10 protein-coding genes and 2 pseudogenes are annotated in these 12241 nt (G+C 72.5%); 7 read left to right on the top strand and 5 right to left on the bottom strand.

The genetic code is table 11. From position 1 onward, the window contains the following. The 3 genes and pseudogenes from VGH76_RS26980 to tatB all read left to right on the top strand — a co-directional run. Window positions 1-490 (top strand): annotated as a pseudogene (locus VGH76_RS26980) (hypothetical protein); the annotation flags it as partial. 228 nt (window positions 491-718) lie between these two features. Continuing rightward, entirely contained in the window at window positions 719-2296 is a 1578-nt protein-coding gene (locus VGH76_RS26975; protein ID WP_331559853.1) for a S1C family serine protease, read from the top strand. Between the two features lie 8 nt (window positions 2297-2304). Further along, window positions 2305-2784 carry a Sec-independent protein translocase protein TatB gene (tatB, locus tag VGH76_RS26970; RefSeq protein ID WP_331559852.1) on the top strand — a complete coding sequence of 160 codons (480 nt, stop codon included), beginning with the start codon at window positions 2305-2307 and terminating at the stop codon, window positions 2782-2784. Window positions 2785-2838: 54 nt separating this feature from the next. Here the strand turns inward: tatB and VGH76_RS26965 are convergent, their stop codons facing one another. Further along, complete coding sequence (locus VGH76_RS26965; protein WP_331559851.1) at window positions 2839-3339, bottom strand: MarR family winged helix-turn-helix transcriptional regulator; 501 nt, start codon at window positions 3337-3339, stop codon at window positions 2839-2841. A 78-nt stretch (window positions 3340-3417) separates the two neighbouring features. Here VGH76_RS26965 and VGH76_RS26960 point away from each other — a divergent pair, with 78 nt between their 5' ends. Further along, window positions 3418-4293, top strand: coding sequence for a class III extradiol ring-cleavage dioxygenase (locus VGH76_RS26960; protein WP_331559850.1), 876 nt, complete (start codon window positions 3418-3420; stop codon window positions 4291-4293). Window positions 4294-4459: 166 nt separating this feature from the next. Here the strand turns inward: VGH76_RS26960 and VGH76_RS26955 are convergent, their stop codons facing one another. The 3 genes and pseudogenes from VGH76_RS26955 to VGH76_RS26945 form a co-directional block, all read right to left on the bottom strand. After that, complete coding sequence (locus tag VGH76_RS26955; protein WP_331559849.1) at window positions 4460-5596, bottom strand: Mrp/NBP35 family ATP-binding protein; 1137 nt, start codon at window positions 5594-5596, stop codon at window positions 4460-4462. A gap of 252 nt (window positions 5597-5848) precedes the next feature. Continuing rightward, a pseudogene (locus tag VGH76_RS26950) lies at window positions 5849-6289 on the bottom strand (DUF1003 domain-containing protein); the annotation flags it as partial. After that, entirely contained in the window at window positions 6282-7634 is a 1353-nt protein-coding gene (locus tag VGH76_RS26945; protein ID WP_331559854.1) for a magnesium transporter MgtE N-terminal domain-containing protein, read from the bottom strand. The gene VGH76_RS26945 and the pseudogene VGH76_RS26950, both read right to left, overlap by 8 nt. Window positions 7635-7862: 228 nt before the next feature. Between VGH76_RS26945 and VGH76_RS26940 the strand changes: the two genes are divergently transcribed. The 3 genes from VGH76_RS26940 (at window position 7863) to VGH76_RS26930 (ending at window position 10824) form a co-directional block, all read left to right on the top strand. Beyond that, a complete protein-coding gene (locus VGH76_RS26940; RefSeq protein ID WP_331559848.1) occupies window positions 7863-8822 on the top strand; it encodes a CoA ester lyase in 960 nt (319 codons plus the stop codon). A gap of 62 nt (window positions 8823-8884) precedes the next feature. After that, entirely contained in the window at window positions 8885-10078 is a 1194-nt protein-coding gene (locus VGH76_RS26935) for an acyl-CoA dehydrogenase family protein (RefSeq protein ID WP_331559847.1), read from the top strand. A gap of 227 nt (window positions 10079-10305) precedes the next feature. Beyond that, complete coding sequence (locus tag VGH76_RS26930; RefSeq protein ID WP_331559846.1) at window positions 10306-10824, top strand: general stress protein; 519 nt, start codon at window positions 10306-10308, stop codon at window positions 10822-10824. 196 nt (window positions 10825-11020) lie between these two features. Here VGH76_RS26930 and VGH76_RS26925 read toward each other — a convergent pair. Continuing rightward, the coding region (locus tag VGH76_RS26925; RefSeq protein ID WP_331559845.1) for an MFS transporter at window positions 11021-12241 on the bottom strand (1221 nt) is incomplete at its 5' end.

Here is a 12241-nt window from a genome sequence, read left to right as displayed (position 1 = left end):
TCGGCTGCGGGGTGCGGACGCTCCCGGCGTCCCGGACTCGCTGCTGTCCTCGCTGCGGGCCATCCCCGAGGTCGCCGACCTGCCCGAGGCGCCCGCGGGGCTCACCCTCGACGCCGAGGGCAACTTCGTCGTGCCCTCGGGCGCTCCGCCGGCCGGGGAGCGTCGGCGTGCCCGGCGCTCCGGCGCGACCCGTCACCGCCGGCTCCCGGTGGTGGTCGCCTCCGGCCTGGTCGTGGGCGCGGCCGCCGTCGTCGGGCCCGTCGTCGCCGCCGGAGCCGTGCCGGCCGCCGTCACCCCCGCGGGCCCGGCGCCGGCCGCGGGCGCGTCGCTGACCGCCGCCGTCCCGGTGCCGCCCGCGGGGGAGCGGGGCAACCCGGTCGCCGGCACCGCCGAGCACGCCGGACCGGCCGGCGCCGTCCCGGTGGTCGGCCCCCCGAGCACGTCGTCCCGCCCGCCGGCGTCGGGCGCTCCCGGGCGGCCCCCCGCCTGACCCCTCCTTCACCCCGGACGGCCGAGGATCGGGTGGTGTCGCACCGGCGTCCCGCGCGCTCTACCGTGGAAGGACGATGACCACCCACCGCGCGCGCACGCCCACGGCGAGTAGGGCGATCACCGGAGCGCAGCCATGAGCAGCCCCTGGTCGCGACACGCGACGACGGAGCGTCCTCCCGGCGTGCCCGGAGAGGACGACGAGCCGGGCGCCGGGACAAGCGGCTCCGTGCCCGAGCAGACGTCCCCCGACGCGGGCGCACCGGTCACCAACGGCCACCGCACCAACGGCCACCAGCAGTCTGGTCGGTCGGCCTCCGCGGCCCCGTCGGGCAGCAACGGTCACGCCCTCGACGACGGCGAGCTGGCCGCCGCCTTCGGCCGACCGACCGGCGAGGCCGGCCCGTTCGCCGGGCACGCCGGCGACCGGGGCGCGACGGAGACCGACACCCGCCGTCGGGACCGCGCCGGCTCCCGCGAGCCCTCGGTCGCGCTCGCCAGCGCCTTCGGCCGCCCGGACGGGGCGGCGGACACGCTGCAGCGCCCGGCCGACCCCCGCACGGGTCCCGAGCACACCGCCGACGACCTGTGGGACGGCGAGACCACCGAGCACGACCCGTGGCGCGACCCTGCGGCCCCGGTCGAGCTCGGCGGGCCCGCGGTCCGCGAGCGCGCGCCGGGCCCCGACCGGCGGGCCGCCGGACCCCGCCTCTCGGCCCGGGAGCTGCTGTTCGGCCGGCGGGTCGCGCCCAGCGCGCTGATTCTGCTCGCCGTCGTGGCCCTGTTGGTGGGGGCGGTCGGCGGCGTGGTCGGCCACCTGACCGCCGAGGGCTCGGACACGCTCATCGACCCGGGCGCGACCCTGGCCCAGGTCGACGCGGGCAAGGAACGCCCCGCCGGGTCGGTCGCCGACGTGGCCGGCCGCGTGGTCCCCGCCGTGGTCTCCATCGAGGTCCGGTCGGGCACCACGGGCGGCACCGGCTCCGGGGTGGTGATCGACACCCGCGGCGACATCGTCACCAACAACCACGTCGTCTCCCTCGCCGCGACCGACCCGCGCGCCACGCTGGAGGCGGTCTTCGCGTCCGGGCAGCGCGCGGCCGCGCGGATCGTGGGCCGGGACCCGCAGACCGACATCGCGGTCGTGAAGGTCGACCTCGCGAATCCGGTGGTCGCCCAGCTCGGCCGGTCCTCGGATCTCCGGGTGGGCGACGGCGTCATCGCGATCGGCTCGCCGCTGGGACTCGCCGGGACGGTGACCACCGGCATCGTCAGCGCGCTGCGGCGTCCGGTGCGCCTGGACGCCGAGTCGGCCGACGCCAACCCCGTCATCGACGCCATCCAGACCGACGCCGCGATCAACCCCGGCAACTCCGGCGGTGCGCTCGTCGACTCCACCGGCGCCGTCGTCGGGATCAACACCGCGATCCGCACGCTCGGCGGCACCGACAGCTCGGGGCAGGGCGGCTCGATCGGGCTCGGGTTCGCGATCCCGATCGACGACGTCCGCACCATCGCGCAGTCGCTCATCCAGACCGGGGGCTTCGCGCACACCGACCTGGGCGTGAACGCGAAGTCGGTCACCGACGGCACCTCGGACGGCGCCCAGATCCTCAACGTGCGCCAGGGCGGGCCGGCCGATCGCGCCGGGGTGCTCGAGGGCGACGTCGTCACGGAGGTGGACGACCGGCCGGTCGCCTCGGCCGACGAGCTGACCGTCGCGATCCGCGAGCACCGGCCGGGTGAGACCGTGACGCTCGGCGTCGTCCGCGCCGGACGGCCGCTGTCGCTGCAGGCGCAGCTCTAGGAGGAGCGGTGTTCGAGAGCGTCGGGTGGGGCGAGATCCTCGTCCTCGCGCTGATCGGGCTCTTCGTGCTCGGGCCCGAGCGCCTGCCCGGGGCCGTGCGCTGGGTCGCGGACACCGTCCGCACGGTCCGCGAGTACGCGGCCGGGGCCCGCGACCAGCTCCGTCAGGAGATCGGCCCGGAGTTCGAGGAGCTGCGCAAGCCCCTGGAGGACCTGCGCACCATCCGCGACCTCGACCCCCGCCGCGCCGTGCGGCGCACGCTGTTCGACCCGGTCGCGGACGGCACCTGGAGCGGTGCCGCCACCCCTGCGGCGCCCGACCCGGCGGCGACGGCGGCCGGCGCGGCGGCGCTGCCCGCGGGCTCGTCGGGCACCAACGGGCACGGGGTGCCGGCGACGGGCCCCGGCGGGGTGGTCAAGGGCCAGTCCGACCGCGGGACCCCGCTCGCGCCCGGCGAGGCGGCCCCGTTCGACCCCGACGCGACGTAGGAGGTGCGCTTCGCGCTCGTGAGCACTTTCGGTGGCTATAGCCCCCGAAAGTGCTCACGAGCCGGAGGCACCTTCGGACGCCATCGGGTTGGCTCGCATCCGGGCGGCAGGGTCGAGGCGGCGCAGGATCGCGCCGGTGATGGCGTCGAGGTCGGCGACGCGGCAGGGTCCGACGGCGTCGATCACCAACCGTCGGACCTCGGCGGCGTGCCCCGGCGCCGTGGCGACGACCTTCTCCCAGCCGGCGTCGGTCAGCCGCGCCATCGTGACCCGGCCGTTCCCCGCACAGGGCTCGCGCGACACCCAGCCCTGCTGCTCCAATCTGGACACCACGTGCGAGAGTCGCGACAGGGACGAACTGACGGTGGACGCCAGCTCGCTCATCGGCATGACGCGGCCCTCGGTCTCGGAGAGCATGGCGAGCACGAGATAGGAGAACTGGGTCAGCCCGGCGTCGCGCTGCAGCTGCGCGTCCAGGGCGGCGGGGAGCAGCGTCATGACGGCGGCCGTGCGACGCCAGGCGTGCTGCTCCTCGGCGTTCAACCACTCGGCCATGGACCCCACCCTACACTTGATGCTTCAACTGTGCAGCTGTACCGTGACGGTTGAACCTTCACCTGAGGGGCACGACCCATGAGTTCGCCGTTCGCCACCGCCGCCCCCGGGGCCGCCTTCGACGCCTTCGTCGAGCCGGCACGCGCCACGGCCGCCGGTCGCCGTCCCTGGACCCCCGAGGACGGACCGCTCCCGGCGATCTACCTCTCCCACGGCGCGCCCCCGCTCTACGACGACGGCGAGTGGATGCGCGAGCTCTTCGACTGGGCCCACCGGATGCCGCAGCCCCGCGCGATCGTCATCGTCTCGGCCCACTGGGAGTCCGCACCGCTGACCCTGTCCGCCCCGGACGCCGGGACCCCGCTGGTGTACGACTTCGGCGGCTTCGCCGAGCGCTACTACCGAATGACCTACGTGACGCCCGACGCGACGGCGCTCGCCGACCGGGTCGCGGCGATGCTCGCCGACGACGAGCCGGCGCACCGCTCGGCGCGGGGCCTCGACCACGGGGCCTGGGTGCCGCTGTCGGTGATGTACCCCAACGCCGACGTGCCGGTCCTGCAGGTCAGCATGCCCGAGGAGGACCCCGACCGGCTCATGCGCCTCGGCGCCCGGCTGCGCGAGCTGCGCTCCGAGGGCGTGCTCGTCGTCGGCTCCGGGTTCATGACCCACGGGCTGCCCTTCCTCGCCCGCGACATGCTGCGCGGCGACGCCGTGCCCGGGTGGACCGACGACTTCGACGCCTGGGTCTCCGACGCGCTGGGCCGCGGCGACGTCGAGGCGCTGCGGCGGTTCACCTCGGCGCCGGGCATGCCCTACGCGCACCCGACCGCCGAGCACTACGTCCCGCTGTTCGTCACCCTCGGCGCGGCCACCGACCCCGAGACCTCCGCGACCACCGAGATCGACGGCATGATGTGGGGTCTCTCGCGGCGCTCGTTCTCCCTTGCCTGACCGCCCGCCGGCCCGGCTACCTCGATCGTCGATGCTGACGATCCGCGGGGCCACGGTCGGGGACGCCGCCGGAGGCACGACGTCGCCTGGATGCAGCGCGACCTTTGACCTGCGGTCCTGTGTGTGCGTTTCCGTGTCCTGGCACGGAAACGCACGCACGAGCGCGTCAGCGCGAAGCCGGCGAGATGTTCAGCGACATCCCGGCGAGCCCGCGGGCCCGCACGGTGAGCCGGTCGGCCACACCGCGCAGCGCCTCCCCGGCCGCGGACTGCGGCGCCGAGAGCACGAGCGGCACCCCCGCGTCCCCGCCCTCGCGCAGCCGGGTGTCGATCGGGATCTGGCCCAGCAGCGGCACCTCGGACCCGATCGACTTCGTCAGCGAGTCCGCCACCTGCTGACCCCCGCCGGAGCCGAAGAGGTCCATGCGCGACCCGTCGGGCATGTCCATCCACGACATGTTCTCGACGACGCCGACCAGGCGCTGGCGGGTCTGCAGCGAGATCGCCCCGGCCCGCTCGGCGACCTCGGCGGCCGCCTGCTGCGGAGTGGTGACGACGAGCAGTTCGGCGTTCGGGATGAGCTGCGCGACGGAGATCGCGATGTCCCCGGTGCCGGGAGGCAGGTCGAGCAGGAGCACGTCGAGGTCGCCCCAGAAGACGTCGGCGAGGAACTGCTGCAGCGCGCGGTGCAGCATCGGCCCGCGCCAGACGACCGGGGTGTTGCCGGGCGTGAACATCCCGATCGAGATGACCTTCACCCCGTGCGCCTGGGGCGGGAGGATCATCTCGTCGACCTTGGTGGGCAGGTCGGCGGTGCCGAGCATGCGCGGCACCGAGTGGCCGTAGATGTCGGCGTCGACCACGCCGACGGAGAGCCCCTTGTTCGCCATGGCCGCCGCGAGGTTCACCGTCACCGACGACTTCCCGACGCCGCCCTTGCCGGAGGCGACCGCGTACACCCGCGTCATCGAGCCCGGCTGGGCGAACGGGATCACCGGCTCGTCGGCGTCGCCCTTGACCTTGCGGCGCAGTTCCTTGCGCTGCTCGTCGTTCATGACGTCGAGCTCGACCGACACCGCCGAGACCCCGGAGACGCCGGACACCGCCGTCGTCACCCGGTTGGTGATGGTTTCTTTCATCGGGCAGCCGGACACCGTCAGGTAGATCGCGATCTCGACCTTGCCGTGGTCGAGGACGCGGACGTCCTTGACCATCCCCAGCTCGGTGATCGGACGGTGGATCTCGGGATCCTCGACACCGGACAGCGCGGTGCGGATCGCCTCGACCGACGGTGAACCAGCCATGACCCGATGTTACGTGGCCCCGTCGCCCGGACCGGCCCCCGCGTGGTTCGTCCCACGCACCCCGACCCCGCCGCGCTCCAGCGCGCGGTCGAGGGCCCGGTCGACCGCCTTCCCGACGGCCTTCTCGACGGCTTTGTCGACGACCCGGTCCAGTGACTTCTCGAGCGTGCGGTCCAGCGAGCGGTCGACGGCCCGGCTGAGCTGCTTCTGCACCTCGCGGTCCGCCCCGCTGCGCTCGGCGCCCCGCTCGGAGAGCTCGCTGCGCAGGAAGTCCCGGGTGACCATCTCGCCGACGGCCAGGCGCACCGCCGCGAGCTCCCGGGAGAGGTACTCGGTGTCGGAGATGGTCCGGCGGGCGCGGGCCCGGTCCTCGTCGAGCGCCACCCGGTCGCGGTCGTCCTGCCGGTTCTGCGCGAGCAGGATCAGCGGCGCCGCGTAGGCCGCCTGGGTCGAGAAGGCCAGGTTGAGCAGGATGAAGGGGTAGGGGTCCCAGCGCCCGAGGATCCCGGCGAGGTTCAGCGCGATCCAGAAGATGACGAAGACCGTCTGCCAGAACAGGTACGTGCCGGTGCCGAGGAACCGGGCGAGCCGCTCGGAGAGCCGGCCGAAGGCCTCGGTGTCGAGCTGGACCCGCAGCCGGCGCTGGGGGCCCGCGGGAGTGTCGAGGCGGTTGCGGGCGGAGCGCTCAGGCACGGCGGCCTCCCCGGGTCGGGCGGGTGGCGGACCGGGTCGGCTGCGACGACGCCGTGGGGGCGACGGCCGGCGGCAGGGCGGCGGGCGGGATCCGCATCCCACCCGTCGTCGTCGGCTCCGGATCCTGGGTGCGCCAGTCCTCGGGCAGCAGGTGGTCCAGGACGTCGTCGACGGTCACCGCGCCCAGCAGGTGGTCGTTGTCGTCGATCACCGGGCCGCAGACGAGGTTGTACGTCGCGAAGTATCGGGTGACCTCGGTGAGCGAGGCGTCGGGGTGCAGCCGGGTGAGCTCGGCGTCGAGCACGCCCGCCACCAGCTCGAACGGCGCCTCCCGCAGCAGCCGCTGGGAGTGCACGCAGCCCAGGTAGCGCCCCGTCGGGGTCGCCGACGGGGGCCGGGCGACGAAGACCATGGACGCGAGCGCCGGGGTGATGTCGGGGTTGCGGACGCGGGCGAGCGCCTCGGCCACCGTGGAGTCGGGGGTCAGCACGATCGGCTCCGGGGTCATCATGCCGCCCGCCGTGTCCGCCGAGTACGTCAGCAGCCGGCGCACGGACTGCGAGTCCTCGGGCTCCATGAGGCCCAGGAGCTGCTCGGACTCCGGGTCGGGGAGATCGGCGAGCAGGTCCGCGGCGTCGTCGGGATCCATCGCCTCGAGGACGTCGGCGGCACGCTCGGACGCCAGGTGGCGCAGCAGATCGCGCTGGTCGACGTTGGGCAGCTCCTCGAGGACGTCGGCGAGCCGCTCGTCGTCGAGCCCGTCGGCCACGTCGTGGCGCCGGCGCTGCGGCAGGTCCAGCAACGCCTGGGCGACGTCGGCCGGGCGCATGTCCTCGAAGGTGGCCAGCAGCTGCTCGGTGCCCTGGCCCTCCTCGGCCAGCGACAGCCCGCTCACCGCCGCCCACGGCAGGACCTGCACCGGCCCCCGTCGACCGAGACGCCCGTGGCGCTCGGTCACCGCCAGCCGCGTGATCAGCCAGTCCCGGCTGCGGGTGTGCTCCATGAGGACGTCGACGACGGTGGCGTCGGCGTCGTGGTCGACCACGCGCACCGCCGCGTCGAGCATCTCGCCGACGACGAGGACCTCGTTCGGGCGCTGCGCGAACGGCCGCAGGTTCACCTGGCCGGTGGAGAGGGTCGCGGCGCCCGCGTCGATCGCCGTGACCCGCAGCATCGGCACGAAGATCCGGCGGCGGGACCCGACCCCGACGACGAGGCCCAGCACGCGCGGCGGGCGGGGCCCGACGGACACCGCGCACACCGCGTCGCGCACCCGGCCGATGTTCTCGCCGTCGGGACCGAGAACGGGCAGACCGACCATTCGGGCGACGAACACCCTGGTCATCGGTGTGCTGGCGGCGCGGGTCACGCGGCGAGGTTAGCGGCGTGGAGAAGATTGCCGGTGCTGACAGGGTGAGCGGACGACGACGCGTGGGGGAGTACCGCTGATCGGGGACGGTGCCTGAGAGCGTCTTCACCTGAATCGGCACAGCCGGGCCCACCCGTGTCAGCATCCCGGTCAACCACATGTCTCCGCGATGACGACGAGGAGACCTCGAGGAGGTCAGTGCGAGTGAGTGTCGAGAACCGTCCGCGCCGATCGTGTCTCGCGGTGCCCGGCTCGAGCCAGAAGTTCATCGACAAGGCCCGGACGCTGCCGGCGGACCAGATCTTCCTCGATCTGGAGGACGCCTGCGCCCCGCTGGTCAAGCCGGAGGCGCGCAAGACGATCGTTGCCGCGCTGAACGAGGGCGGCTGGGAGGGCAAGACCCGCGTCGTCCGCGTCAACGACTGGACGACCGAGTGGACCTACCGCGACGTCACCGAGGTCGTGGAGGGGGCGGGCGCCAACCTCGACGCGATCATGCTGCCTAAGGTGCAGACGGCCGCGCAGGTCCACGCCCTGGACTTCCTGCTCACCCAGATCGAGAAGACGATGGGGCTCGAGGTCGGCCGGATCGGCATCGAGGCGCAGATCGAGAATGCCCTGGGCCTGACGAACGTCAACGACATCGCCGCGGCCTCGCCCCGCCTGGAGACCATCGTCTTCGGCCCGGCGGACTTCATGGCCTCGATCAACATGAAGTCGCTCGTGGTCGGCGAGCAGCCCCCCGGCTACACCGAGGGCGACGCCTACCACTACATCCTCATGCAGATCCTCATGGCGGCGCGGGCGTACGACCTGCAGGCCATCGACGGGCCCTACCTACAGATCCGTGACGTCGAGGCCTTCAAGCGGGTGGCCGGCCGCGCCGCCGCGCTGGGCTACGACGGCAAGTGGGTCCTGCACCCCGGCCAGATCGACGCCGCCAACGAGACGTTCTCGCCGTCGCAGGACGACTACGACCACGCCGAGAACATCCTCGACGCCTACGAGTGGTTCACCTCCGAGGCCGGCGGCGCCAAGGGCTCGGCGATGCTCGGCGACGAGATGATCGACGAGGCCTCCCGCAAGATGGCGCTGGTCATCGCCGGCAAGGGGCGCGCGGCGGGCATGACCCGCGGCGAGCGCTGGACCCCGCCGGAGAGCTGAGCACCCACGCCGGCGCTGTCGCACACTGGCCGGTAACCACCCCAGAGCAGGGAGCACGACGCATGGCACGCCTCGCCCAGACCGCGGGACTCACCGACGTCCAGGAGGAGATCCTCTCCACCGTCCGCGACTACGTGGACAAGGAGATCATCCCGCACGCCCAGGAGCTCGAGCACGCCGACGAGTACCCCCAGGCGATCGTCGACGGGATGAAGGAGATGGGCCTGTTCGGGCTCATGATCCCGGAGGAGTACGGCGGTCTGGGCGAGTCGCTGCTGACCTACGCGCTGGTCGTCGAGCAGATCGCGCGCGGGTGGATGAGCGTCTCGGGCGTCATCAACACCCACTTCATCGTCAGCTACATGCTCATCCACCACGGCACCGAGGAGCAGAAGCAGAAGTACCTGCCGCTGCTCGCGACCGGCGAGACGACCGGCTCGTTCTCGATGTCCGAGCCGGAGCTGGGTTCCGACGTCGCCGCGATCAAGACCCGCGCCAAGCGCGACGGGGACGACTTCGTCGTCGACGGCGCCAAGATGTGGCTGACCAACGGCGGCTCCTCGAACCTCACCGCGGTACTGGTCAAGACCGACGAGGGCGCCGAGAAGCCCTACCAGAACCTGACGACGCTGCTGGTGGAGAAGCCGCGCGGGTTCGGCAAGGTCGCCGAGGGCCTCTCGGTCCCCGGCAAGATCGACAAGATGGGTTACAAGGGTGTCGACAGCACCGAGCTGGTGTTCGACGGCTTCCGCATCTCCCAGGACCAGGTCCTCGGCGGGGCGCCGGGCAAGGGCTTCGCGCAGATGATGGACGGCGTCGAGGTCGGGCGCGTCAACGTGGCCGCCCGTGCCTGCGGCATCGCGATCCGAGCCTTCGAGCTCGGCATCGAGTACGCCCAGCAGCGCTCCACCTTCGGCAAGCCGATCGCCCAGCACCAGGCGATCGCGTTCAAGCTCGCCGAGATGGCCACGAAGGTCGAGGCCGGGCACCTCATGATGGTCAACGCCGCCCGCCTCAAGGACCGCGGCGAGCGCAACGACGTCGAGGCCGGCATGGCCAAGATGATCGCCTCCGAGTACTGCAAGGAGGTCACCGAGGAGTCGTTCCGCATCCACGGCGGCTACGGCTACTCGAAGGAGTATGAGATCGAGCGGCTGATGCGCGAGGCGCCGTTCCTGCTCATCGGCGAGGGCACCTCGGAGATCCAGAAGATGATCATCAGCCGCGGTCTGCTGAAGGACTACAAGATCCGCTGACCCTCGTCGTCGGGACGCCAGCCACGGCACCCAATCGGCGTGCTCCCCTTGACTGGCATCCGAGGCGAGGACGGCGCTGTTCACTCACCGACGGCGGCGCGCACCCGGAGGAGTGCGCGTCGCCGTTCGGCCCATCGAGCGAGGGACGATACAGGGGCCTTCGGGCACTTTCGCCTCGTGCGGTCCGTTGGAAGGATGCTCGGACCGATCAGCACGCGGAGGAAGTCGTGAGCTCGCCGTTCCTGGGGAATCGTCCCGGGTCAGCCCCCGGGCTGCCCAACCTGCCGGAGCCGCCGTCGGGCTGGCCGGTGGGGTCGTACGCCAAGTACGAGGAGGCGCAACGCGCGGTCGACCACCTCGCCGACAACGACTTCCCCGTCGGCGACGTCACCATCGTCGGGGTCGACCTCATGCTCGTCGAGCGGGTCATCGGCCGGCTGACGTGGGGCCGGGTGCTCGCCACGGGTGCCGCCTCCGGGGCGTGGCTCGGCCTGTTCGTCGGGGTGATCCTGTCGCTGTTCAGCGCGAACGGCTCGATCGGCGCGATCCTGCTCGGTCTCGGGGCCGGCATCGTGTTCGGGATCGTGTCCGGCGCGATCACCTACGGCGCGAGCCGCGGGCGGCGGGACTTCACCTCCTCCAGCCAGATGGTCGCCGGCCGCTACGACGTCCTCTGCCAGCCCCGCAGCGCCGAGAAGGCCCGCGACATGCTGGCCAAGCTCGCGATCGGCACCGAGCAGACGTAGTCGGGTTCCCGACGACGGGTGCCGACCGCCGCCCCCCGAGTGGGCGCCCACGGCTGCCGTTGCCGCCCTGAGGGGCCACTCGGTCGGCGCAATCGGCGACCCTGACCCCGAGTGGGCGCCCACGGCTGGCGTGGCAACCACGGGAGCCCCGCGACGGTGAGCACGACGGCCCGTGCTCACGAGCGCGGGGCGCACCTCATGGCCCGCCGCCGCTGACCCCGGTCGCCCGCACCACCGAGAGCGGGATGGCCACGTCCTCCAGCGATTTCCGCTCGGCGTCGACCCCGAGGATCGCGGCGACGATACCGCCGACCATCATGATCACGGCGCCGAGGATGTAGGCGTAGAACAGTCCCGTCTCGCTCGGGGCGGACTTCGGGCCGATCATCGCCGCGTAGACCAGCGGCGCGACCGAGCCGAAGACCTGGGCGATCGCGAAGAACACCGCGATGGCCTTGGCGCGGACCTCCATGGGGAAGATCTCGCTGACGGTGAGGTAGGCGGCGCTGGCGCCGGCCGACGCGAAGAAGAAGATCACGCACCAGGCGATCGTCTGCGTCGTGGCGTTGAGCGCCCCCGCCCTGAACAGGAACGCACTGATCACCAGGAGGGCGCCGGAGAGCAGATACGTGCCGGCGATCATCTTCCGCCGTCCGATGGTGTCGAAGAACCTCCCGAGCAGAAGGGGACCGAGGAAGTTCCCGATGGCGAACGGGATGTAGTAGATCGAGGTGTCCGCGTTCGGCCCGAGGTAGAAGTTCGCCAACACGATGGCGTACGAGAAGAAGATCGCGTTGTAGAGGAACGACTGTGTGATCATCAGGACCGCGCCGAGCGTGGAGCGGCCCGGATAGGTCCGGAACAGCACCCGCAGCAGCGCGATGTACCCGGTCTGCGGAGTGGGCTTGATGTCCAGGGCCCGGCTCTCGTCGACCGGGGTGATCTGCTTGCCCGTCGCGACGACCTCGCGCTCGATGTAGTCGATCGACCGCTCGGCCTCCTCGCTCCGGCCGTGCATGATCAACCATCGCGGGCTCTCCGGCACCGCCCGACGGAGCACGACGATCACGATCGCCAGCACCGGGCCGATCAGGAAGGCGATCCGCCAGTCGAGACCGGGACGGATCGCACCCGAGAGGAGCGGGACCTGGATCGCCGCGGCGATCGCCGCGCCCGCCCAGTACGTGCCGTTCACGGCGATGTCGGTCCGACCCCGGTACCGGGCCGGGACCAACTCGTCGATGGCCGAGTTGACGGCCGAGTACTCGCCGCCGATCCCGGCGCCCGCGATGAACCGGGTCGCATAGAGGAATGTCAGTGACAGGGCCCCGGAGCCCAGCGTGAAGGCGGTGAGGGCACTGCCGCCGAAGTAGATCGCGAGCGTGATGAAGAACAGCCGCCGGCGGCCGAGTCGGTC

The sequence above is a fragment of the Actinomycetospora sp. genome, from assembly GCF_036497585.1.
In the GTDB taxonomy this organism is placed as follows: domain Bacteria; phylum Actinomycetota; class Actinomycetes; order Mycobacteriales; family Pseudonocardiaceae; genus Actinomycetospora.
Note: the sequence above shows the minus strand (reverse complement) of the source record. Positions and strands in the feature narration are given on the sequence as shown.

Bases quoted from the DNA above. Each gene is read 5' to 3' on its own strand.
- VGH76_RS26955 (WP_331559849.1), bottom strand. From the start codon at position 5,596: ATGGCTGGTTCACCGTCGGTCGAGGCGATCCGCACCGCGCTGTCCGGT.
- VGH76_RS26965 (WP_331559851.1), bottom strand. From the start codon at position 3,339: ATGGCCGAGTGGTTGAACGCCGAGGAGCAGCACGCCTGGCGTCGCACG.
- VGH76_RS26960 (WP_331559850.1), top strand. From the start codon at position 3,418: ATGAGTTCGCCGTTCGCCACCGCCGCCCCCGGGGCCGCCTTCGACGCC.
- VGH76_RS26945 (WP_331559854.1), bottom strand. From the start codon at position 7,634: ATGACCAGGGTGTTCGTCGCCCGAATGGTCGGTCTGCCCGTTCTCGGT.
- VGH76_RS26935 (WP_331559847.1), top strand. From the start codon at position 8,885: ATGGCACGCCTCGCCCAGACCGCGGGACTCACCGACGTCCAGGAGGAG.